The following is a 20,454-nucleotide window of genomic DNA, read 5'->3' on the forward strand; positions in this document are numbered from 1 at the left end:
CGGTGCCGTGCCGCGCGGGGAAACTCCCGGCCTACCGGGAGACCGATTCCGCGGAACTCGTGTACCGGGCCCGAAGTTCGCGTTTGAGCAGTTTCCCCGTCGCGTTGCGCGGAAGCTCGTCCACGATCTCGACCCGGCGGGGGCATTTGAACGCGGCGATCCGTTCCCGGCAGTAAGCGATCACCGCGTCCCCGTCGAGAGAGCCGGCGGCGGGCACGACCACCGCCACCACGGTTTCGCCCCACTGCGGATCCGGCGCGCCGATCACCGCGACGTCGGCGATGTCCGGATGCCGGTGCAGCACCTGTTCGACCTCGATCGGATAGACGTTCTCGCCGCCGGAAATGATCATGTCTTTCTTGCGGTCCACCAAAGTCACGAAACCGTCGGCGTCGCGGCGGGCCAGGTCGCCGGAATGGAACCAGCCGCCGCGCATCGTTTCGGCGCTCGCTTCGGGCAGGCCCCAGTACCCGGCGAAGACGTTCGGGCCGCGCAGCACGAGTTCGCCGACCGTCCCGGCGGGCACGTCGTCGTCGCGTTCGTCCACGATCCGGGCCTCGACGTGCAGGAACGGCCGCCCGACGGACCCGGCGCGCGAGCGCACGAACGCCGATTCCAGCACCAGCGCGGCGGGGGAGAGCTCGGTCATCCCGAAACCCTCCACAAAGGTCAGTCCCTTGCCCTCGTAGAACTCGATCACCGGCAGCGGGCAGGGCGCGCCGCCGCACAACAGATAGCGCAGCCGCGACAGGTCGTAGGAATCGAAGTCCGGGACCTGCGTCATCGCCGCCCACATCGCGGGCACCATGAAATGGACGGTGATCTTTTCCCGCTGGAGCAGCGCGAGTGTCTCTTGCGGATCGAATTTGCCCGCGACCACGACGGTGCCGCCCGCGTACAGCAACGGCAGCGTGAACAGCGCCAGCCCGCCGATGTGGAAGAGCGGGGCCACGGTGAGCGTGACGTCCGAGGGCAGGATGCCTTCCCCGGAGGTGAGCACGTTGATCGCGTTCGCCTCCAGGTTGCCGTGGGTGAGCATGGCTCCCTTGGGCCGGCCGGTGGTGCCGGAGGTGTACATCAGCACCGCGACCTCGTCCGCTCCGGTCGGTTCGGGTTCGACGCGGTCCTCGGTCCGGCCGAGTTCGCCGATGTTGACCAGCGTCCGGGTGCCGGAAGCCGCCTTCGCCAGCGCGGCGAAGGTGTCGTCGTGCACGACGACCGCCGGCCGGGCGTCGTCGAGGAGGTATTCGATTTCGGGTGCGGTGAGCCGGAAATTGATCGGCAGCGTGATCGCGCCGAGCCAGGCCGCCGCGAAGAGCGTTTCGAGGTATCCGGTGGAATTCAAGCCCAGCAACGCCACCCGGTCGCCCTTGCGGACGCCCAGTTCCCGCAGCGTGGCCGCCCGGCGCGCGACCCGGCGTTCAAGGTCGGCGTACGTGATCCGCTCGCCGGTCTCCGCGGCCACGAGCGCGACCGATTCGGGCGTGACGGTGCCGCGCCGGGCAACCCACTGCGCCAAGCTCGATGCCATGCCGAGACTCCTTCGTCGCCGGGGACCACGACGAAGGTAACCGTACGGACGGTCAGCGGTCAAACTCTCGGTTACAGTGGTCCGATGCCACCGAAAGGCCGGGCCGGCGAGATCCTGGCGACGTTCACCCGTTGCGTCGCCGAGCGCGGGTACGACGCCACGAACTTCTCCGACATCGCCGGAGAGCTGGGAATGTCCAAGGGCACCATCGTGCACCACTTCGGCACCAAGGACCGGCTGCTCGCCGCGCTGCACGAGTCGTACATGCGCCGGCGGCTCGCGGAGGCCAAGCTGATCCGTGACCGCCTCGCGACGCCGACGCAGCGGCTGGCCGGGCTGCTCTACGCGTTCGTGCTCTATCAAGTGGTGGACCGGGAGGCGACCGTCGCGTTTCAGCGCGAGGTCGTCCGGCTCGCCGACCACGAGGCGATGGCCGAGGGGCGCCGGATGCGTGCGGAATACCTCGATCTGGTGCGGGCGACGTTGTCCGAGGGGATCGCGTCGGGGGAATTTCGTTCGTGCGACGTCGAAGTGCAGAGCCTGCTGATCTTCGGCTCGGCGCAGTGGGCGTGGACGTGGTTCGACCCGGCCGGTCCGGTGTCGGCGGAGCAGGTGGGCGCGCAGCTGGTCGATCTGGTCCTAGGCGGGCTGTTGACGCGCCGCACCCGGCTCAGCGGATTGACCGAAGTGGACGGAAAGGTGGCTCAGGTTGTCCGACAGTCCATTGCGGACACTACCGGATCCTGAGCCGTCGCATCATCTTCAGCCCGGACAGCATCCCTTCCACGTACTTCTCGTACTTCTGTCCTGGGCGCGGGCTCATCACCGGTTTCTTCAGCACCGCCAGGTTCTGCACGTCGGTGTACTTCAACAGCCCCTGATCCCCGTGGCGAGCGCCCACTCCGGACGTCTTCACGCCGCCGGACGGGGTTCCCTTGGCGGCGTACGCGGTCGCCAGGCTGTCGTTGACGTTGACGTTGCCCGTCTCCAGTCGTGCGGCTACGGCGCAAGCCGCGCGGAGGTCTTTGCCCCACACCGAAGCGTTCAGTCCGTAGTCGGTGTCGTTCGCCAGTTCGACGGCCTCGTCCACGGTCCGGTAGCGATGCAAGGCGACCACCGGGCCGAACGTTTCGGTGACCCCGCACAGCATGTCCTTCGTGACGCCTTCCAGAATGGTCGGCTCGAAGAACGCCGGGCCCAGATCCGGCCGGGGCCGCCCGCCGCACAGCACGGTGGCTCCCTTCTCGACCGCATCGTCCACATGGGACTTGACCCGGTGCAGGTGGTCCACCGAGACCAGCGAACCCATTTCCGGGCCGAAATCGTAAGCCGCCCGCACGTCGAGCGAAGAAGCCTTGGCGACAAAGGCTTCCTTGAATTCTTCGTAGCGCGACTCCGGCAGGTAGATCCGCTCGATGTGCATGCAGATCTGCCCGGTGTTGCCGAACGCGCCGAAGACCGCGCCCGGGACCACCTCGGCGAAATCGGCGTCCGGGAGCACGATCATCGGGTTCTTGCCGCCGAGTTCGAGACAGCAGCCGATCAGGTTCCGGCCCGCCCGTTCGCCGATCACCTTCCCGGTGGCGGTGGAGCCGGTGAACATCACGTAGTCGGCCTGGTCGATCAGTGTCGGGCCGACGTCCGGGCCCTCGCCGCACACGACCTGGAACAAGCCCTTCGGCAGTCCGGCCGCTTCCAGCAGTTGCACGCCGTACAGCGGTGACAACGCGGTTTTGTTGTCCGGCTTCAAGACCACCGCATTGCCCGCCATTAACGCCGGAACGGCGTCCGAAATGCCGGTGGCGAAGGGGAAATTCCACGGCGCGATGATCCCGACGACCCCCTTGGGCACCCGGATCTCGGTCGACGAAGAAACCAGGGGCACCGGACCGCCGCGCCGCGTCGGAGCCAGCAGTTTGGGTGCCCGGCGCAGATAGTGGCTCATGATCATCGGCGGATCGCACGTTTCCTCGATCGCCATCCGCCGGTTCTTGCCGCTTTCGACCTGGATCAGGTCGGCGATCGTCCGGGCGCGGTCGATGAACAGCGAATGCGCCCGGCGGAACACCGCGAGCCGTTGCTTGAGCGGCGTCGCGGCCCATTTCGCCTGCGCCGCCCGCGCGGTCGCGAAGGCCTGCTCGATGTCCGACGGCGTCGACTGCGGCAGGTCCACGAGGACGTCGCCGGTGTAGACCTCGGTGAGCGGCCACACCGCCCCGCCCGAGCCCGGCACGCGCGCGACGAGCCCGCGGAGGAAGTCGTCGGTCGCCGTGGCCGGGCGGGTGGGCCGGACCGGGGTGAGGGTCATGCTTCCGCTCCCGTCAGTTGCCGGAAAGGACCAGCTGCGCGCCCATTTCGCCGATCATGATGCAGGGCGCGTTGGTGTTGCCGCCGGTGATCGACGGCATGATCGAGGCGTCGCAGACCCGCAGCCCGTCCACGCCGCGCACCTTGAGGTCGGGGCCGACGACGGCCAGGTCGTCCACGCCCATCCGGCAGGTGCCGACGCCGTGGTACACCGACGTCGCGCGGTTGAGGATCGCGTCGCGCAGTTCCTGGCCGCGCAGGTGCCGCCCCGGGTGGATCTCCTCGTTGACCGAGCCCTTGAACGCCTTCGACGCGAAGATCTCGCGCACCATCTCGGATCCCTCGCCGAGCACTTCGAGGTCGGCCGGGTCGGAGAGGTACTGCGGGTCGATGAGCGGGGCGGCGGCCGGATCGGCGGACGCGAGCCGGATCGTGCCGCGGCTCTTCGGGTAGATCAGCGTGGCGAGCACGGTCAGGGCCGGCCGCTTGTCGACCGGGTGCCGGACCGGCGCGTCCTGGTTCGGCGACACGTACGCCCACGGCAGCAGGTGCAGTTGCAGGTCCGGCACGTCCGAGGCCTGCGACGTCTTGAGGAACGCGAGCGCCTCGAACACCGAGTTCGCCAGGAACGTCGACCCCGGCTTGAGCAGCTCGCGGGCCATCCCGCGGGCGAAATACGGCGCGGTGCCCTTGTTCTTGCACGACGACACCTGGAACGTCAGCGCGTGGAACATGTGGTCGTGCAGGTTGTCGCCGACCGGCAGATCGGCGAGCACGTCGATGCCGTGCTCCTTGAGATGCTCGGCGTGCCCGATCCCGGAGAGCATCAGCAGCTGCGGCGACCCGACGAACCCGGCGGAGAGGATGACCTCCTTGCCCGCCCGGACCGTGCGGCGCTTGCCGTTGGCGTCGGTCACCTCGACGCCGGTCGCGCGGCCGTTCTCGATCACGACCTTCCGCACGAACACGCGGGACTGGACCTCGAGCGTCCGGGGAGCGAGGTGGTGCAGGTAGCCGCGCGAGGCGCTGTAGCGGAGGCCGTCGGCAGCGTTCTGCTGCATCCGGCTGACGCCCTCCTGCGATGCGCCGTTGTAGTCGTCGATGATGTCGCAGCCGATCGCGTCGGCCGTCGCGTCGAGGAACTGCAGCGTGCCTTCCTGCGGGATCTTGTTGCGGGTGATCTTGATCGGCCCGCCCGCGCCGCGGAAGGCGTTCTCGCCGTCCTCGAAGTCCTCCATGCGCTTGTACGCGGCGTTGACGCTGTCGGCGTCCCAGCCGGTGTTGCCCTCGGCCGCCCAGGAGTCGAAATTCGCCCGGTTGCCGCGGACGTAGACCATCCCGTTGACCGAACTGGAGCCGCCGAGCACCTTCCCGCGCGGCACCGGCAGGCGTCGATCGAGAACATGTTTCTGCGGGACCGAGTAGAACCCCCAGTCGCTCATTTTCTTCAGCTGGGGCACCGCGTGCAGAGGCGCGACCAACCCCGGCTTGCGCAACAGCAGCTGCTCGTCGCTCTTGCCCGCTTCGAGCACGATCACGCTGGCCCCGGACTCCGCGAGCCGCCCGGCGACGGCAGCCCCCGAGCTGCCCGACCCGACGACCACGTAGTCGGCTTCGTTGCTCCGGGCCACCCTGGCTGCCATGTCCGCTCCTAGTCCCGCGCCCCGCCGAAACTGTAACCTGTTCTAGTTCAGGCACGGTATAGCTTTCCCGCTGGACGCGCAACGCCTCGCTCGCGGCGGGGAGGCGACGCCGGATCCGCTCACGCCCGGTCGCGGCGCTGCCGCGACCCGGCGTGAGCGCCCTTGCTCCGTTCGGTGCGACCCCGCGCACACCGGCCGCGCGAACCAGGCGATAGCGGACACCCCGGACGCTCGGGCGATTGACGACCGGCCGGACACCGCCGTACCGTGCTGCTCGCGCGACGGCTTCCCGAAGCCGGTGAGATTCCGGCACGGTCGCGCCACTGTGTGCCCATCCCGGGCGAGTCAGGTCGAGGAGCCGTCGTCAGGTCCACCCGCAAGGGACGCGTCATCCCGAAGGAGAGCCATGGCCACCATTCCGGCCGACCGGTCCACCCCGGTCGTTCTGCCCGTGTCGAAAGCCGCTTTGCTGCTCGGCGCCACCATTGTCGGCGCGCTGCTGCTGTACTACTTCATCGGCGTCGACCAGGGCGCGGTCTCGATCTTCGGCAGCGACACGCACGTGCACGAGTTCGTCCACGACGCGCGGCATTTCCTCGGCTTCCCCTGCCACTGACGCGCCCGGAACGGACAACTGGACAATGCAGAACAAGCTGATTCTGCGCGGCCTCCTCGCCGGAGCGCTGGGCGGAGCGCTGGCGTTCGTCTTCGCCCGGATCTTCGCCGAACCGCTGACCCAGGCGGCCATCGACTACGAATCCGGCCGCGACGAGGCGCAGATGGCGCTCGACAAGGCCGCCGGGATGCCGAGCGAGCACGAGGGCCACGAGATTTTCAGCCGAGCCGTGCAAGGCAACCTCGGCATCGGGCTCGGCATGGTGCTCTTCGGGGTCGCGATGGGCCTGCTGTTCGCGGTGACCTACACCGTGCTGCTGGGCCGCGTCGGCCGGATCCGGGCACGGGTGCTGGCGGTGCTCGTGGCCGGGGCCGGCTTCCTGACGCTGTACCTCGTGCCGTTCCTGAAGTACCCGGCCAACCCGCCGGCGATCGGGCACGAGGCCACCATAGGCGCGCGCACCGGGCTGTACCTGACCATGGTCGTCGGGTCGGTGCTCTTCCTGGTCGCGGCCGTCGTCGCGGGCAAACGGCTCGCGCCGAAGCTGGGCAACTGGAACGCGACGCTCGTCGCCGGCGCCGGGTTCGTCGTGCTGTCCGCGCTGCTGATGGCGCTGCTTCCGTCGCTCGGTTCGCTGGCCGCCAACGTCGCCGAGTACGGCCCGCAGACCAGCGAAACCCCGCTGCCGCTCAAGGGCCCCGACGGCCGGATCGTGTACCCGGGCTTCCCAGCCGACACGCTCGTCGGATTCCGGCTGTACTCGGTGCTGGCGCAGGTCATCCTGTGGGGGACCATCGCGCTCGTGTTCGGCCCGCTCGCCGAACGCGTGCTGGACCGCGGGCGCGCGGTTACCGTCGAGGCGTGAATCCGCTGACCGGACTGGGCCCGTTCTTCGCCGTCGACACGCATGCGGCCGGGGAACCAGCCGAGCCGTGGCGTCTTCTGTCCGAGGTCCTGGACGACGGCCCGGTGCTGCGCGAACGCGTCGCGCACAACCGGGCCGTGCTGGGCGGCGATTTCGTGGAACCGCGGGTCGCGGCGTCGATCGCGCATCTCGGGCTGGCGGCGCGGATCATTTCGCCCGCGCTGGGCCTCGCCGTCGGCGCGGGAGCGGTGCCGGACTACGCGACGGCGTGGTGGCAGCCGAAGCTGGGCGGCGCGTTTCCGTTGTCCCTGGAGGAAAATCCGCCGGTTGAGTCCGATGTGGTCAGTGCGTTCGCCGCGCGGGTGTTGCGCGGGCCGTTGGCGCGGTTGGACACGGCGATGGCGCAGTTCTCGCTGGCGCGCAACGTCCGGCGGGGGAACGTGGCGTCGGCGCTGAACGGCGCGCTGACGGTGTTGCGTTCCGAGCGTCCGGAGTGGACTGACCGGGTCGCCGGGATCGTCGCCGCACTGGAGGAATTGCCGGAATTGGCCGGTACCGCGACTCGGGAAAACGGGCGGTTCCGCCGCCGCAGCTGCTGTCTGTTCTATCGCGCGACGCCGGATCGCGACGGCCCGAAATGCGGGGATTGCGTGCTGGTCTGAACGGTCAGGGCGCTCGATTGGCCTGATAAGCGATCATGATTCCGGCGAACCGGTCGGCCTCGTAACAAGGGTCGCTGTAGGCGTCCAGCTTGGGGTCGGTGGCCGTGACGGTGACGTTGAGCAGCGTGTCGTCGGCGACGCCGGTTTCGACGGTGCACTGGCCGTCGCGGTTGTCGCGGTGGATCCCGGGGTAGCTGTGCACGAAGGTCGGCGCGAAGCCGGGAATCGCGGCGCGGTGGCGATAGAGGGCTTCGAGCCCGCCGGAGGCGGTGTCGACCGACGCGGTGTAAGTCAGCGCCTTCGTGTCGTGGGGAATCCAGGTGCAGACGGTTTTCCCGGCGGCCGGAGCGGTCGTTCCCTTGTCGCTGACGAAGAAGGTGACCAGCTGGTCGTGGGTCATCAGGTCGCAGGGTTTGGCCGTGAACTGCGTGAGGTCGAGCGGGGCGTCGGGGAGCGGCGGCGACAGGCGCGGCGGAGGCGACGGCGCGGACGAGCAGCCCGCGGCGGCGAGGACGAGCGCGAGCAACAGTCCCACCCGACGGCCGCCGCGTGAAGGCGCAATTGTTTCCGGCACCACGGAATTGAGCATAGCCGTATTCCGGTGCTCTCGGTTTCCGGCGGAAAGGCGGCAAAAGACCGGTTTAGCCGCTCGAATACCGAAAATCTCGCGGTGAACCTGCAAACGAGATCTGCGCGAGGAACACTCGGGAACAAGAGCATCGGGAGGTCGCCATGCGCAGGTATCGCACCTACTGGACCTACAGCGCCGGGCTGCTCGTCGCCTGGGGGCTGGTCTTCCTGCTCCTCGGCCTGCTTCGCGGCGGGCACGAGGTGCGGGTCGTGCTGCCGGTCTTCGGCGGCTTCTGCATCGGCTGGGCGAGCACGACCATCGCGCGGTACGTCTACCCGCCGCCGAAGCAGTGGCTGAGCTGACCCCCGCCCGCCCCGTCTTGGCCGCCGGCCTGCCCAGGGTCACCCGAACGGGCGGACCCGGCAGGGGCGGCGGCGTGACGGGTTTGCCCGGAAATTGCGTAAGGTCGACCCCATGTCAGGGGACGAGGGCCTGCTCACGCAGGACAGCACGCGCGGGCTGACCGCGGCCGAGGTGGCCGAGCGGGTCGCCGCGGGACGGACCAACGACGTGCCCTCGCGCACGAGCCGCAGCGCGTGGGAGATCGTCCGGTCGAACGTCTTCACGCGGATCAACGCGATCTTCGCGGTGCTCGCGGTCATCATCTTCTCCACCGGCTACCTGCTGGACGGCCTGTTCGCCGGGGTGATCGTGGCGAACAGCGTGGTCGGCATCGTGCAGGAGCTGCGCGCCAAGCGGACGCTGGACCGGCTCGCGATCGTCGGCCAGGTGCGCCCGCGCGTGCGCCGCGACGGGACCAGCGCCGAGCTGGCCCCGGAGGAGGTCGTGGCCGACGACGTGATCGAGATCGGCGCGGGCGACCAGGTGGTGGTCGACGGCGAGGTGCTGTCCGCGGACGCGCTCGAGGTCGACGAATCGCTGCTCACCGGCGAATCGGACCCGGTGGTGAAGCGCGCGGGCGACGAGATCATGTCCGGCAGTTTCGTGGTGGCCGGCAACGGCGCGTACCGGGCGACGAAGGTCGGCTCGGAGGCGTACGCGGCGAAGCTGGCCGAGGAGGCGGGCCGGTTCACGCTGGTCGATTCGGAGCTGCGGAACGGGATCAACAAGATCCTCAAGGTCATCACCTACCTGCTGATCCCGGCCGGCGCGCTGTCGATCTACAACCAGCTTTCCGGTTCGCAGGAGCTGCCCGCCGCGCTGCGCGGGATGGTCGCGGCGCTCGTCCCGATGGTCCCGGAGGGCCTGATCCTGCTGACGTCGGTCGCGTTCGCGGTCGGCGTGATCCGGCTGGGCCGGCGGCAGTGCCTGGTCAACGAACTGCCCGCGATCGAGGGCCTGGCCCGCGTGGACGTCGTCTGCGCGGACAAGACCGGCACGCTCACCGAGAACACGATGCGGCTGTCCGAGCTGCGGCGGCTGCACGACGCGGGCGAGGCCCCGGAGACCGTGCTGGCCGCGCTCGCCGCCGCCGACCCGCGGCCGAACGCCAGCCTGGCCGCGATCGCCGAGGGCTGCCCGGATGCGCCGGACTGGACGCCGACCGCGGTGGTGCCGTTCTCGTCGGCGCGCAAGTGGAGCGGCGCGGCGTTCGGCGAGCACGGCGACTGGGTGCTCGGCGCGCCGGACGTGCTGTTGCCCGCCGAATCGGAGGAGCGCGCGGAAGCGGAGCGGATCGGCGCGCAGGGCCTGCGAGTGCTGCTGCTCGGCCGGGCCGCGAACGCGGTCGACGCGCCGGACGGACCGGGCAAGGTCACGCCGGTGGCGCTGGCCGTGCTGGAGCAGAAGATCCGCGGCGACGCCCGCGAGACCCTGGACTACTTCGCCGCGCAAGGCGTCGCGGTGAAACTGATTTCGGGCGACAACGCGGTGTCGGTCGGCGGCGTGGCCCGCGCGCTGGCCCTGCCCGGCGGCGAGGCCCCGGTCGACGCGCGGACGCTGTCCGAGGATCCCGGCAAGCTTGCCGACCAGCTCGAAGGCACCGCCGTGTTCGGCCGCGCGACGCCCGCGCAGAAACGGGCGATGGTCGCCGCGCTGCAGGCACGCGGGCACACGGTCGCGATGACCGGCGACGGCGTCAACGACGTCCTCGCGCTGAAGGACGCCGACGTCGGCGTCGCGATGGGCGCGGGCAGCCCGGCGACCCGGTCGGTCGCGCAAATCGTGTTGCTGGACAACGCTTTCGCGACCCTGCCGCACGTCGTCGGCGAGGGCCGCCGGGTGATCGGCAACATCGAACGCGTCGCGAACCTGTTCCTCACCAAGACCGTGTACTCGGTGCTGCTGGCGCTGATCGTCGGCGTGCCCGGGCTGATCGGCCTGGACGCGATGCCGTACCCGTTCCTGCCGCGGCACGTGACGATCGTCGGCTGGTTCACCATCGGCCTGCCCGCGTTCGTGCTGTCGCTGGCCCCCAACAACGATCGCGCCCGCTCGGGATTCGTCGGCCGCGTGCTGCGCATGGCGGTCCCGGCCGGGGTGGTGATCGGGGCCGCGTCGTTCGTCGCCTACATCCTGGTCCACCCCGGCAACGCGACCACCGACGCCGAACAGGTCCAGGCGAGCACCACCGCGCTGATGACGCTGATGGCGCTCGCGCTGTGGGTGCTGGCCGTCGTCGCGCGGCCCTACACCTGGTGGAAGGCCGCGCTGGTCGCGACGATGGCGGTGGTTTCGGCGCTGATGTTCCTGCTGCCGTGGACGCGGGAGATCTTCCAGCTGGACCCGAGCAACGCCCGCTACACGCTGACGGCGGTGTGCTGCGCCGCGGCTGGCGTGGTGCTGATCGAGATCGGGCGGTGGATCGGGAACCGGATCGGGACGCAGCGCGGCTGAGAAGTCGGCAGGGCACGCCGAAGCGTCCGCGCGCGCGTCGGTCGCGCGGACTCTGCAGTGCGCGCTGACTGTTACGCGTCAGTCGGGAGATGGTGCTGCAACGCTCCCAGCCCCTCGACCCGTTCCCGGGCCTGCTGGTCCTGGGCGGCCAGTTCGTCGTCGGTCAGCACGATCGCGTCCGGGCCCGGGAAGACCGTCGAATCGTGGTCCGCTCCGAGCCAGCGGACCGTGAACGGCGGGGCGCCGTCCGGCGAGCCCACGGCCACGATGCGGCCCCGGTGCTCCGGCACGTCCACGTGGATTCCCTTCACGACCAGCCAGTCTCCGCGCTGTGCGTGCATGGTTCCTCCTCTTGCGGATGCTCCTCGTCCGACGCGATACCTCGCCGCGCCGGACGCGAAACCTCGGGGTCGTCCGATCAGGTGCGGGCGACGGCTTTCAGGTTCGGGGGAGCGAGGGAGGGCCGCGCAGGCCCTCCCTCGCCTCAGCCGCCCAGATGAGCCAGGAACTCGTCGTTGAACCGCTGCCCGATCCGCTGCACGGCGTGCGGACTGCCGGGGAACAGCACCCGCTTGGCGGACAGCGTTTCCGCCAGCGCGTCGGCGACGTCCTCGAATCCCGGAGTACCGCCTCCGGTCACCACCAGCTTCGGGAACGACGTGCGGGCCAGCGCCTCCGCCGGGACTCCCGTTTCCCACGGCCGTTCCGTCCTCAGGTTGCGGGCGGCCTCCCGCAACGGCGGCGAAAGCGGCGACGGCAGCGGCAGGTCGACGTTCAGCACCCGCAGGAACCCGGCCACGAACGTCGCCGGGTCGCTGTCCCCGGCATCCGCCCAGTAGTCGCGGAGGGCAGCAGCGAGCCGGTCGGCGGCGGGACGGCCGGAGCCGTTCGGCAGGGCAGGCGGCTCGACCACGGTGAGCGACCAGACCTTGTCCGGCGCGAGCGCGGCGGCCCGCATCGCCACCACCCCGCCCATCGACGTGCCGAGCAGATGCGCGCCGTCGCAGAGGAGTTCGGCTACGTCGGCGGCGTCGCGGTCCGGGTCGATCCGGCTGGTCGGCGGGCTCGGCTGGTAGCCCCGGCGGTACGGCGCGACGATCCGGAACCGGTCGGCGAGCGCCTTCTGCTCGCCGAACGCGGCGGCGGCCGAACTCAGGCTGCCGTGGACCATGACGATCGGCGGGCCGGATTCTCCCCACCGTTCGGCGGCCAGGTCCGTCATCGGGCGGCCGCCTCGGCGCGGGCGAAGACGCCGCGGTCGATGTCCAGGCGGCGGGATTCGAAACGCCAGCCGTCGGCGGTGCGGACCACCACGTCCTGGTAGACCCCGGTGGCGATGACGAACGGCGGCGCGTCGACCTGCAGTTTGGCGACCAGGCAGGCGACGGCGGCGCGGTCGGCGTCGCCGGTGACGACGTAGTTGGTCAGCAGGTGGCGGGCACCGTCCTCCTTGCCCGCGGCGATGTGGCCCTTGATGAACTCGGCGCGTTCGGCGCGGCCGGCAAAGGTGCCGTAGGTGGAAATGAACTGCCCGTCCGGGACCCAGGCGTCGAGCCACCCGTCGACGTCGTGGTTGTCGAGGGCGCGCATCTGGGCGTTCGAAAGCTCGACGATCGCGAGCTTGTCCTCAGTGGATAGTGGCATGACGGCGATCTCCTTTGCCGGTGCGGACTTGCGTTGCGCAGAGTCTGCGCAGCCCGCCGCGCCGGGACTATCGCCTGCGCGAACCGCCGTCGTCGGTTTCGCGCAGCACCGCCGACGGCGATTCGCCGAACCGTCGTTTGAACTGGGCGGCGAAATCGCCGAGATGCACGAAGCCGCAAGCGATCGCGGTCGCGGTCACCGTGGTGCTGGCGGGATCCGCGGCGGCGAGCAGCGCGCGGGCCCGGTCGAGACGCTGTTCGCGGAGCCATTCGCTGAGAGTCCGGCCGGTTTCGCGGCGGAAGCCGATCTGCAGGCTGCGCAGCGACACCCCGCAGTGCCGCGCCACTTCGGCCATCGAAAACGACTCCGCCAGATGTGCCCGCAGGTAGTCCATCGCGCGCCGCACGCGTGCTGAAGACGGTGGTTTCCCGTCGGCGGCAAGGGTTTCGCTGAGGGTGTTCGGGTGGCCGAGCAGCAGCGTCTCGGCCAGCAGCGCCTCGAGATGACCGGGCCGCGCACCCTCGGCGGACAGGTGGATCGCCGCTTCGACCAGCGCCAGCACGCCGGGGGAGACGGTGTCCGCCCGAAGGTCGAACTGCACCGCGACCGGACCGGGCCGCCCGGCGAGCAGCGCCGCGGTCCGCTCGACCAGCGGCCGGTCGAGGCGGAGCACGACCTGCTCGAACTCGTCGTCGAAATCGAGCTGGAACGCGCGGTACGGGCTCACCACCGACGCCGTCCCCGGTCGCAGCACCGCGCTCGCGGTGCCGTAGGCGAACCGTGCCCGGCCGGCCACCGGCAGCGAAAGCAGGAACTCGTCCTGTTCGGGCGCCAGTTCCGAGATGCGCACGGCCGCGCCGTACCGCAGCCGGTTCACCGAAACCGAACCGGCGGCGAGGTGGTCGAGCCGCGCGGACAACCGGTCGCGGACCCGCAACGTATGCGGGCGCAGTGCGGAACTGCACGCGCCGACGACCTGGTCGACGTCGTCGGCGGCGCTCACGATCCGTTGCCCGCGCATCCGCACGAGCTCGGCGATCCCGGCGACACGGTTCATCCGGGGAGCGTACGTCGGTTGCGGGCGAAGCGCGCTAGTACCAGCCGACAGCACAGCCGCACGCCCGCCCGGCCTGCTCGATCGCGACCTGGTCGAGAGCCTGCCCGTCCGCGGTCGCGACCGGTAACCAGGCCGCGCAGTACTCGTGCCCGTACCGGTCCAGGAACCCGACCAGCTCCCGCGTGGTCACGGCGGGAAGACCAAGGCGAGGGCGGAGTTTCGCGAGCCGCCGGGCCGGGCGCAGGCCGTGCGCGGCCAGGGTCCCGGCGGCGGCTTCCGCGGCGGCCGGGTCGCATTCGGACAGCAGCAGCAAGCCCAGCCGGACTCCGGCGGGGCGGAACCGCTCGGCGAAGAAACGGGACGCGGGATCGTCTGCCATGCCGGTACCGTACGCGGTTAATAGACATCGCAGTAGGCTGTGATGTAGATTACCGCGCTACCCGGGCAGTGCGGTTTCGGCCGCCGCCCACCACACCACGTCGGCGAAGACGACCGGGCGCACAGGAGGTGCGGGGTGGCGGACAACTCTCGCGAAATCACCATCGACCCAAGGAAAAACGCGGCGACCGAACGCGGGAGGGGCAACTCCGCGTTCCTCGTGGCGGCGGGCGCGACGGCCCTCGAATACTACGATTTCATGCTGTTCGGCATCGCCGCGTCGATCATGTTCGGCCCGGTGTTCTTCCCGGTGGCGAATCCGTTGACGGCCACGCTGCTCGCGCTCGCGAGCTTCGGCGTCGGTTTCGTCGCGCGGCCGCTCGGCGGGATCCTTTCCGGGCATTTCGGCGACCGTTACGGCCGCCGTCCGGTGCTGCTCGCCTCGCTGGTCGCGATGGGCACGGCGACCACGCTCGTCGGCCTGCTGCCCGGCTACCGCCAAATCGGCTGGTGGGCTCCCGTTCTCCTGGTGGTGCTGCGACTGGTGCAGGGACTGGCGACCGGCGGCGAAAGCGGCGGCGCGATCGTCTACGGCGTGGAGAACGCGCCGGCGGGCAAACGCGGCGTGTTCGGCAGCTACTCCGGCATGGGCCAGAGCTTCGGCGCGCTGCTCGCGATCGGCGCGTTCACGGTCGTATCGGCGGCGATGCCGGAGAGCACGCTGCTCAGCTGGGGCTGGCGAATCCCGTTCCTGGCGGGCGGAATCGTCACGCTGATCGGCATCCTCGCCTTGGCACGCACCCGCGACACCAAGGATTTCGTCTCGGAAGGCGGGACCGAAAAGGCCGACCGGACCCCGTTGCGGGTGCTGTTCCGCGAACATCCGCGTGCGCTGCTGCTGGCGACCGGCCTGAGCGTCGGCACGAACGGCCTCATCTACATCCTGCTCACGTTCGCGATCACCTACAGCAAGGACAACGGCTGGTCCGGTTCGCAGGCGCTGGTCGGGCAGGTCGTGCTCGTGGCGGCGGTCGCCGCGGCGGTGCTCTTCGCCGGTGCGCTCGCCGACCGGATCGGCGCGCACAAGGCGGTGGTGCTCGGCGCGGTGCTGACCGCGGTGTTCAACTTCGTGCTCTTCGGCGTGATCGCGGGACACAGCCAGATCGCGTTCTTCGCGGCATTCGCCGTCGCTGGGGTGATCAACGCGCTCATCACCGGGCCCACGCCAGTCTATTTCGCGAGTCTGTTTCCGACGAAAGTCCGCTACAGCGGCGTTTCGCTCGCGTACCAAACCGGCGCGGCGATCAGCGGATTCGCCCCCGCGGCGGCGGTGTTCCTCTTCGACGTCTCCGGGCAGGCGGCGTGGTCGGTGCCGCTGTTCGGCGTGCTGCTGGCGGGCATCCTCGCGGTCTGCACGCTGCTGCTGCGGGGCAGCGCAAAGGAATTCGAGACGGAAGGGGAGCGGCGATGACGGCGAACCGGCTGGGCGCCAGCGTGGTGGCGCGCGAGACCGATCCGGTGGATCCGGGCAGCCTGCGCGCGGTGATGCGCGGATTCGCGACCGGCGTGACGGTCGTGGCCACCGCGGACGAGGACCGGACGTTCGCCGCGGTGGTGAACTCGTTCACCTCGGTTTCCCTTGCCCCGCCGCTGATCCTGGTCTGCCTGAAGGTCGGCTCGCGGACCTGCGCCGCGATCGAGCGGCGAGGATTCTTCAGCGTGTGCGTGCTGGCTGACGACCACCGGCGGCATTCCGAGCGGCTGGCGCGTTCTCAGCCCACTGTGGACGACGAAGCCTTCGAAGTCGCGCACGGGTTGCCGGTGATTCGGGACGCTCCGGCCGGGCTGCTGTGCCGAGTGGACTCGACCCTGGTGAAGGGCGACCACGTGATCGTGATCGGCTGCGTGGTGGCGACCAAACTGGCCGAGCGGGACCCGTTGTTGTTCTACAATGGACAGTACCGGGTGCTGCCTGGTCAGGGAGTCGCGGAGGCGGGGTCGACGGCCTCGGTGAAATAGGCGGCCGCGCGCGGCCGGAGTGCGTCGAGGGCTTCGCGGTAGACCGTGAGGGCTTTCGCGCGCGCTCCGGCGTGCGGTGTCCACAGAGGAGGGAGCTCCGGGTCGAGGTTCGCGAAGGAGCGGAACGTGTGCAGCATCGTGGTGCACGCGAGGAACGCTTCCTCCGGCGTCGCCTCGGGCTCGCTGGCGAGAGCGGCGTAGCGCCCGGCGAACCGTTCGTAGTGTCCGGCGAGGTCGTCGAGTTGCCAGAGATGGCTCAGCAGCGCGGCGGGCACCGTCTCCTCGTCCAGGCGGCACTGGAAAATCGCGACCTCGTCGGAGATGCCGAGCAGTTTCGCGTAGTCCTTCACCTCGCGCAGATAGTCCTTCGGCGAGGCCCACACGGCTTCCTGCAACTGCCCGAACCCGTGGAACCGCAGCTGTTTGACGAAATTCGACCGGTCGGCCTTGCGGTTGTCGCCGAGGTTGTGCCACACCACGGTCCAGGTCTTGGGCGTGTCGTCGACCGCGGCGAGGGTGGCGAGCCGGTTGTCGCCGTCCTCGAGCAGGTGCAGCGCGCGCGGGCTGAGCGTGTAGGAGATCGCGCGGCCGCGGCGGTGCCGTTCGGCGAGCCCGCGGTGCACCATCCGGTTGAGCGTGATCCGGCCGGTCGCGGTGGTGACGCCGAACTTTTCGAGCAGCACGACGAGCCCGCCGGACCACATCGGCGCCGTCCTCGGCTGCAGGTAGGCGCCGAACATGCTGAAGAGCAGGCCCTGCGGTTTCGGGTCGAACAGCGGATCGTCGGTCGAGGTGCGCAAGCCGCCAGCATAGCCCAGCCGCCGCGACGCCCGGCCGGTCCCAGATAGTTGACAGTGCGCTCCGGTGCGATGAAGAATACCGGCTATGACGTCGACCTACGCAACGCCCGGCGAGGTCCGGGGGAACGACTGGCAGGCCCCGTTGTCGAGCGCGGCGGTGCGGGCCAACGCCGTCGCGCTGGGCCCGCTGGTCCGCGCCGAAGCGGACCGCTGCGAATCCGAAGCCCGGCTTTCCGACGCGCTGATGCGTGCGTTCCGCGCCGCGGGCCTGTTCCAGATGGGCTTCCCGGCGAGCCGCGGCGGGCTCGAAATGCCGCTTGCGGACCAGCTCGCGGTCGTCACGGAAATCGCGCGCCACGACGCGGGTGCGGGCTGGAACGTCGCGGTCCTCAACGCCTCGGGCTACTACGCCGGACGGCTGGGACAGGCCGCGTACGACGAGCTGTACCCGACGCGGGACCTGCCGACCGGCGGCTCGTTCCACCCGCCCGGCCGCGCGGAGGTCGTCGACGGCGGCTACCTGGTCAGCGGGCGCTGGGACTGGGGGAGCGGCACCCCGACCGCCGAACACGTCGTCGGCGGCTGCCTCGTCTACCGCGACGGCGAACCCGTGCGGCGCGCCGACGGCCGCCAGCTCCTGCTGGGCGTCTGGCTTCCGCGCGCCGCGGTCCGGCACACCGGGAACTGGCAGGCGCTGGGAATCCGCGGTTCCGGCAGCGGTTCTTACGAGATCGCCGAGCCGGTTTTCGTTCCGCAGACGCATGTTTTCGACCGCGAAGCGCCGCCTAACCCGGACGCGGATCCGCTCAACAAACACGTAGGGCTGCTGTTCTTCCCGCTCACCGGAGTGTGCCTGGGACTGGCGCAGCACGTGGTCGAGCTGACCCTGGACGCCGTCCGCGCGCGCTGCCGCGGCGACGTGTCCAAACTGGACACCGCGACGAAGCAGCAGCTCGGGCAGGCGGCGACCGAAACGGACCTCGTGTACCGCGGCATCGAGGAGGTCGCCCGGCGCGCCGACGAGGCGATCTTCACGCCGGGCCGCGTGCTGGATCCGGTCGAGGAAGCGCGGCTGCGGGTCGCGAACAGCCAGGCCGGCGAGACCCTGCGGCGGGTCCTCGACCTGTGCGCCGACCTCTACGGTTCCCGCTACATCTACCAGTCCGATCCGCTGGAACGGGTCATCCGCGACGCGTGGGGCGCGCTCGCGCACTTCGGCGCGAAGAAATTCCACTGGGCCGGGTATGCCGAGGAATTGCTGGGGGCGGCGTCGTGACGACGGTCCGGGTCGTGGTCGAGGAGGGCGGTTCGCCGCGTTGCGGCCTGGCGGCGGGCGACGCGTTCGAGGTGACCGGGCCGGTGCTGCGGATCCCTTCCGGCAAGCCGTTCTGCCTGCAGGCGATGCTGGCGGCGGTTCCGCTCGTGATGTCCAAAATGGACGAACGGCCGCCGGGGGATTGGCTGGAGCGCAAGCCGTTCGTGTGCTGTCCGGACCCGGCCGACGACGTCCTGTTGCGCCTCGATCGGGTCGGGCCGTGACCGCGCGCTTGCGGTGCACGGTCGAATCGATGAACTACTCGGCGTGCGACCTGGCCGTCGGGGACAGCTTCGACCTCGGCGACCGCGGCGTCTCGCTGCCGGAAGGACGCGGGTTCTGCATGTTCGCGATCGCCGCGGTCGCGTCCGCGCTCGCCGGGCGGGACGGTGCGGAATCCCTCGACGCGTGGCTGGCGCGCGAACCGCTCGTGGCTTGTCCGGATCCGCCGGAGAACTTGGTGCTGCGGGTGCGCGCGCTGCCGGAGAAAGGATCGTGAACATGGGACGTGACCTCGTATTGAGCGTGCGGGTCGGCGCGGCGGGCCACGGCACGCGCGGGCTGACCGCGGCGGCGGTCAACGCCGAGGAGGCCGGATTCGACCAGGTCTGGGCGGGCAACGACATTTTCGGCCCGCCGGGCATCGCCGGGCTCGCGTCGATGCTGCTGGGGACCAGCCGGATCGCGGTCGGCGCCGGCGTGCTGGACCCGGTGTCGCTCCACCCCGCGCAGATCGCGCAGCTGGCGAGCGGGTTCCAGGAGATGTCCGGCGACCGGTTCCTGCTCGGTCTCGGCGCGGGCTCGGACCTGTTCCTGAGCTGGGGCGGGCTGAAACCGGCGAAACCCGTGGTGCGCACGCGGGAGGCGATCGTCGCGATCCGGGAGCTGACGCACGGCCGCAGCCCGGCCGGCGTGCCGGGGGCCGGGGACTATTGGGCGGAGCAAGCCCGGATCCAGCAGCCGCGGCCGGTGCCGATCTACGTCGGCGCGATGGGTCCGCGCATGCTGGAGATGACCGGCCGGTACGCCGACGGCGCGCTGCCGCTCTGCCTGCCGCCGAGGCAGGTGTACCGCGCGATGGAGCAAATCGGCACTGGCGCGGCAAAGGCGGGACGGTTGGTGGCGGATCTCGATGTCGCCGCGTGCCTGTGGTGCTCGATCGACACCGACGCGGACGCGGCACGGCACCTGCTCGCCCGGCACATCGCGCACTACAGCGGCTCGCTGAGCACTGACGCACTGGTCGCGAATGGCCTCGATCCGGAGGAATTCGCGCGTACCCAGCAACTGGTGCTCGACGGCGACGAAGACGCTGCGATCCACACCGTGCGCACGTCCTCGACGATGCTCACCCTGGGGGTCGCCGGTGGAGTGGCGGAGGTGATCGAGCAGTGCGGGACGCTGGCCGAAGCCGGCGCGCGGCATTTGTCGTTCGGCCCGCCGATGGGCCCGGACGCACTGGCCGCGGTGGCGCTGCTGGGCAAGGAGGTCTTGCCGGTGCTGCGTGCGGAGTTCGGCTCTTGCTCGGAGTGATCGCGATCGGCGGCCGCCGAGCACGGGTCCGCGGCGACGTCGGCTGCCCGGAGACCTACTCGGAACCGGTCCTGTTCGAGACCGCAGCAGGCACGTCGATGCAACAGGTCTTCGACGGCCGCGAGCGGGACATGCTGTCCTCCCTGGAACAGGCCGGGCAAACGCTGGTCGAGCGCGGCGCGACGGTCCTCACCACTACCTGCGGCCTGCTGACCACTCTCCAACCCGAACTGGCCGCGCGCTTCGACGTTCCGGTGGCGGTATCGCCGTTGCTGCAGGTCCCTGGATTGCTGGAGACCATCGCGCCGCGGAAGATCGGTGTGGTCACGGTGCTCGCCGACCTCCTCACCCCCGGGAGGCTTGCCGCGGCGGGGATCGCGCCGGAGCGTGTCGAAGTGCTGGACCTCTCCGGCGCGCGGCATTTCGTCCCGGCGCTGCGCGAGGGCCTCGCCATCGACCCGCAGCTCGCGGAACGGGAGATCTGCGAGTGCGTTCACGCGGCAAGCCCAGAGGTCGGCGCGCTCGTCGTCGAATGCGCCAACCTCCCGCCGTACAGCGCCGCCTTGCGTGCCGCCACCGGGCTGCCGGTGTGGGACGCGCTAGACCAGATCCGCTGGCTCGCACCAGCTTCGCGGTGACCGTCGGACGCTAACCGCA

The 20,454-nt window shown here is 70.3% G+C and carries 23 protein-coding genes and 1 riboswitch; of the genes, 13 read left to right on the top strand and 10 right to left on the bottom strand.

Annotated features, from left to right (window positions below; translation table 11 throughout):
• Nucleotides 1-31 precede the first annotated feature (31 nt).
• A complete protein-coding gene (locus tag SSMG_RS14900; protein WP_009077095.1) occupies nucleotides 32-1,531 on the bottom strand; it encodes a long-chain fatty acid--CoA ligase in 1,500 nt (499 codons plus the stop codon).
• A gap of 84 nt (nucleotides 1,532-1,615) precedes the next feature.
• On the opposite strand from SSMG_RS14900, the gene SSMG_RS14905 reads away from it, so the two are divergent.
• Nucleotides 1,616-2,278: a TetR/AcrR family transcriptional regulator gene (locus SSMG_RS14905; protein WP_009077097.1), complete on the top strand. Its 663-nt coding sequence runs from the start codon at nucleotides 1,616-1,618 to the stop codon at nucleotides 2,276-2,278.
• On the opposite strand, the gene SSMG_RS14910 is transcribed toward SSMG_RS14905, so the two are convergent.
• Both SSMG_RS14910 and SSMG_RS14915 read right to left on the bottom strand, forming a co-directional pair.
• Nucleotides 2,265-3,839, bottom strand: coding sequence for a succinic semialdehyde dehydrogenase (locus SSMG_RS14910; protein WP_009077098.1), 1,575 nt, complete (start codon nucleotides 3,837-3,839; stop codon nucleotides 2,265-2,267). The genes SSMG_RS14905 and SSMG_RS14910 overlap by 14 nt on opposite strands.
• A gap of 13 nt (nucleotides 3,840-3,852) precedes the next feature.
• Entirely contained in the window at nucleotides 3,853-5,481 is a 1,629-nt protein-coding gene (locus SSMG_RS14915; protein ID WP_037713726.1) for a GMC family oxidoreductase, read from the bottom strand.
• A 294-nt stretch (nucleotides 5,482-5,775) separates the two neighbouring features.
• Nucleotides 5,776-5,831: riboswitch (cobalamin riboswitch) on the top strand.
• 56 nt (nucleotides 5,832-5,887) lie between these two features.
• Here SSMG_RS14915 and SSMG_RS14920 point away from each other — a divergent pair.
• From SSMG_RS14920 to SSMG_RS14930, 3 genes are read left to right on the top strand one after another with little or no spacing between them, the layout of a single operon-like run.
• Nucleotides 5,888-6,097, top strand: a complete 210-nt coding sequence (locus SSMG_RS14920) for a CbtB-domain containing protein (protein ID WP_009077103.1) — start codon at nucleotides 5,888-5,890, stop codon at nucleotides 6,095-6,097.
• A 25-nt stretch (nucleotides 6,098-6,122) separates the two neighbouring features.
• Nucleotides 6,123-6,962, top strand: coding sequence for a CbtA family protein (locus tag SSMG_RS14925; protein WP_009077105.1), 840 nt, complete (start codon nucleotides 6,123-6,125; stop codon nucleotides 6,960-6,962).
• The gene (locus SSMG_RS14930; RefSeq protein WP_100266793.1) at nucleotides 6,959-7,624 is read left to right on the top strand and encodes a (2Fe-2S)-binding protein; all 666 of its coding nucleotides are present in this window, start codon (nucleotides 6,959-6,961) and stop codon (nucleotides 7,622-7,624) included. The genes SSMG_RS14925 and SSMG_RS14930 overlap by 4 nt, the downstream gene beginning before the upstream one ends.
• Nucleotides 7,625-7,628: 4 nt before the next feature.
• Here SSMG_RS14930 and SSMG_RS14935 read toward each other — a convergent pair whose 3' ends face one another.
• Complete coding sequence (locus SSMG_RS14935; RefSeq protein WP_037713728.1) at nucleotides 7,629-8,159, bottom strand: DUF3558 domain-containing protein; 531 nt, start codon at nucleotides 8,157-8,159, stop codon at nucleotides 7,629-7,631.
• A 197-nt stretch (nucleotides 8,160-8,356) separates the two neighbouring features.
• Here SSMG_RS14935 and SSMG_RS14940 point away from each other — a divergent pair, with 197 nt between their 5' ends.
• Complete coding sequence (locus SSMG_RS14940; RefSeq protein ID WP_009077111.1) at nucleotides 8,357-8,557, top strand: hypothetical protein; 201 nt, start codon at nucleotides 8,357-8,359, stop codon at nucleotides 8,555-8,557.
• 112 nt (nucleotides 8,558-8,669) lie between these two features.
• Nucleotides 8,670-11,051 (top strand): HAD-IC family P-type ATPase, encoded by a 2,382-nt coding sequence (locus SSMG_RS14945; protein WP_037713731.1) that lies wholly within the window; start codon nucleotides 8,670-8,672, stop codon nucleotides 11,049-11,051.
• Between the two features lie 71 nt (nucleotides 11,052-11,122).
• On the opposite strand, the gene SSMG_RS14950 is transcribed toward SSMG_RS14945, so the two are convergent.
• The 5 genes from SSMG_RS14950 to SSMG_RS14970 all read right to left on the bottom strand — a co-directional run bounded on the left by SSMG_RS14950 (nucleotide 11,123) and on the right by SSMG_RS14970 (nucleotide 14,131).
• Nucleotides 11,123-11,392 (bottom strand): DUF1918 domain-containing protein, encoded by a 270-nt coding sequence (locus SSMG_RS14950; protein ID WP_009077115.1) that lies wholly within the window; start codon nucleotides 11,390-11,392, stop codon nucleotides 11,123-11,125.
• 143 nt (nucleotides 11,393-11,535) lie between these two features.
• On the bottom strand, nucleotides 11,536-12,273 hold the full coding sequence (locus SSMG_RS14955) for an alpha/beta fold hydrolase (protein ID WP_050788190.1): 738 nt from the start codon (nucleotides 12,271-12,273) through the stop codon (nucleotides 11,536-11,538).
• Nucleotides 12,270-12,695, bottom strand: coding sequence for a nuclear transport factor 2 family protein (locus SSMG_RS14960; RefSeq protein ID WP_037713734.1), 426 nt, complete (start codon nucleotides 12,693-12,695; stop codon nucleotides 12,270-12,272). Before SSMG_RS14960 ends, SSMG_RS14955 begins: the two co-directional genes overlap by 4 nt.
• A 67-nt stretch (nucleotides 12,696-12,762) precedes the next feature.
• The gene (locus SSMG_RS14965) at nucleotides 12,763-13,752 is read right to left on the bottom strand and encodes an AraC family transcriptional regulator (protein ID WP_037713735.1); all 990 of its coding nucleotides are present in this window, start codon (nucleotides 13,750-13,752) and stop codon (nucleotides 12,763-12,765) included.
• A gap of 34 nt (nucleotides 13,753-13,786) precedes the next feature.
• Nucleotides 13,787-14,131: a hypothetical protein gene (locus SSMG_RS14970; protein ID WP_009077122.1), complete on the bottom strand. Its 345-nt coding sequence runs from the start codon at nucleotides 14,129-14,131 to the stop codon at nucleotides 13,787-13,789.
• Between the two features lie 135 nt (nucleotides 14,132-14,266).
• Between SSMG_RS14970 and SSMG_RS14975 the strand changes: the two genes are divergently transcribed.
• Both SSMG_RS14975 and SSMG_RS14980 read left to right on the top strand, forming a co-directional pair.
• Nucleotides 14,267-15,601 carry an MFS transporter gene (locus SSMG_RS14975; protein WP_009077124.1) on the top strand — a complete coding sequence of 445 codons (1,335 nt, stop codon included), beginning with the start codon at nucleotides 14,267-14,269 and terminating at the stop codon, nucleotides 15,599-15,601.
• Nucleotides 15,598-16,149, top strand: coding sequence for a flavin reductase family protein (locus tag SSMG_RS14980; protein WP_009077126.1), 552 nt, complete (start codon nucleotides 15,598-15,600; stop codon nucleotides 16,147-16,149). Before SSMG_RS14975 ends, SSMG_RS14980 begins: the two co-directional genes overlap by 4 nt.
• Here the strand turns inward: SSMG_RS14980 and SSMG_RS14985 are convergent.
• Entirely contained in the window at nucleotides 16,107-16,949 is an 843-nt protein-coding gene (locus SSMG_RS14985) for a PaaX family transcriptional regulator C-terminal domain-containing protein (protein WP_078560784.1), read from the bottom strand. The genes SSMG_RS14980 and SSMG_RS14985 overlap by 43 nt on opposite strands.
• Nucleotides 16,950-17,034: 85 nt before the next feature.
• On the opposite strand from SSMG_RS14985, the gene SSMG_RS14990 reads away from it, so the two are divergent.
• Genes SSMG_RS14990 through SSMG_RS15010 form a run of 5 tightly spaced genes read left to right on the top strand, consistent with a single transcriptional unit; the run spans nucleotide 17,035 to nucleotide 20,435 of the window.
• Nucleotides 17,035-18,225, top strand: coding sequence for an acyl-CoA dehydrogenase family protein (locus SSMG_RS14990; RefSeq protein ID WP_009077131.1), 1,191 nt, complete (start codon nucleotides 17,035-17,037; stop codon nucleotides 18,223-18,225).
• Nucleotides 18,222-18,488: a TIGR04076 family protein gene (locus tag SSMG_RS14995; RefSeq protein ID WP_009077133.1), complete on the top strand. Its 267-nt coding sequence runs from the start codon at nucleotides 18,222-18,224 to the stop codon at nucleotides 18,486-18,488. Before SSMG_RS14990 ends, SSMG_RS14995 begins: the two co-directional genes overlap by 4 nt.
• Nucleotides 18,485-18,763 carry a TIGR04076 family protein gene (locus tag SSMG_RS15000; protein WP_009077135.1) on the top strand — a complete coding sequence of 93 codons (279 nt, stop codon included), beginning with the start codon at nucleotides 18,485-18,487 and terminating at the stop codon, nucleotides 18,761-18,763. The genes SSMG_RS14995 and SSMG_RS15000 overlap by 4 nt, the downstream gene beginning before the upstream one ends.
• 2 nt (nucleotides 18,764-18,765) lie before the next feature.
• Nucleotides 18,766-19,797 (top strand): LLM class flavin-dependent oxidoreductase, encoded by a 1,032-nt coding sequence (locus SSMG_RS15005; RefSeq protein ID WP_009077137.1) that lies wholly within the window; start codon nucleotides 18,766-18,768, stop codon nucleotides 19,795-19,797.
• Entirely contained in the window at nucleotides 19,785-20,435 is a 651-nt protein-coding gene (locus SSMG_RS15010) for a hypothetical protein (RefSeq protein ID WP_063631944.1), read from the top strand. Before SSMG_RS15005 ends, SSMG_RS15010 begins: the two co-directional genes overlap by 13 nt.
• Nucleotides 20,436-20,454 lie beyond the last annotated feature (19 nt).

The sequence above is a fragment of the Streptomyces sp. AA4 genome (assembly GCF_000158875.1).
Classification (GTDB): domain Bacteria; phylum Actinomycetota; class Actinomycetes; order Mycobacteriales; family Pseudonocardiaceae; genus Amycolatopsis.

Bases quoted from the DNA above. Each gene is read 5' to 3' on its own strand.
- SSMG_RS14900 (WP_009077095.1), bottom strand. From the start codon at position 1,531: ATGGCATCGAGCTTGGCGCAGTGGGTTGCCCGGCGCGGCACCGTCACG.
- SSMG_RS14905 (WP_009077097.1), top strand. From the start codon at position 1,616: ATGCCACCGAAAGGCCGGGCCGGCGAGATCCTGGCGACGTTCACCCGT.
- SSMG_RS14910 (WP_009077098.1), bottom strand. From the start codon at position 3,839: ATGACCCTCACCCCGGTCCGGCCCACCCGCCCGGCCACGGCGACCGAC.
- SSMG_RS14915 (WP_037713726.1), bottom strand. From the start codon at position 5,481: ATGGCAGCCAGGGTGGCCCGGAGCAACGAAGCCGACTACGTGGTCGTC.
- SSMG_RS14920 (WP_009077103.1), top strand. From the start codon at position 5,888: ATGGCCACCATTCCGGCCGACCGGTCCACCCCGGTCGTTCTGCCCGTG.
- SSMG_RS14925 (WP_009077105.1), top strand. From the start codon at position 6,123: ATGCAGAACAAGCTGATTCTGCGCGGCCTCCTCGCCGGAGCGCTGGGC.
- SSMG_RS14940 (WP_009077111.1), top strand. From the start codon at position 8,357: ATGCGCAGGTATCGCACCTACTGGACCTACAGCGCCGGGCTGCTCGTC.
- SSMG_RS14945 (WP_037713731.1), top strand. From the start codon at position 8,670: ATGTCAGGGGACGAGGGCCTGCTCACGCAGGACAGCACGCGCGGGCTG.
- SSMG_RS14950 (WP_009077115.1), bottom strand. From the start codon at position 11,392: ATGCACGCACAGCGCGGAGACTGGCTGGTCGTGAAGGGAATCCACGTG.
- SSMG_RS14955 (WP_050788190.1), bottom strand. From the start codon at position 12,273: ATGACGGACCTGGCCGCCGAACGGTGGGGAGAATCCGGCCCGCCGATC.
- SSMG_RS14960 (WP_037713734.1), bottom strand. From the start codon at position 12,695: ATGCCACTATCCACTGAGGACAAGCTCGCGATCGTCGAGCTTTCGAAC.
- SSMG_RS14965 (WP_037713735.1), bottom strand. From the start codon at position 13,752: ATGAACCGTGTCGCCGGGATCGCCGAGCTCGTGCGGATGCGCGGGCAA.
- SSMG_RS14970 (WP_009077122.1), bottom strand. From the start codon at position 14,131: ATGGCAGACGATCCCGCGTCCCGTTTCTTCGCCGAGCGGTTCCGCCCC.
- SSMG_RS14980 (WP_009077126.1), top strand. From the start codon at position 15,598: ATGACGGCGAACCGGCTGGGCGCCAGCGTGGTGGCGCGCGAGACCGAT.
- SSMG_RS14990 (WP_009077131.1), top strand. From the start codon at position 17,035: ATGACGTCGACCTACGCAACGCCCGGCGAGGTCCGGGGGAACGACTGG.
- SSMG_RS15005 (WP_009077137.1), top strand. From the start codon at position 18,766: ATGGGACGTGACCTCGTATTGAGCGTGCGGGTCGGCGCGGCGGGCCAC.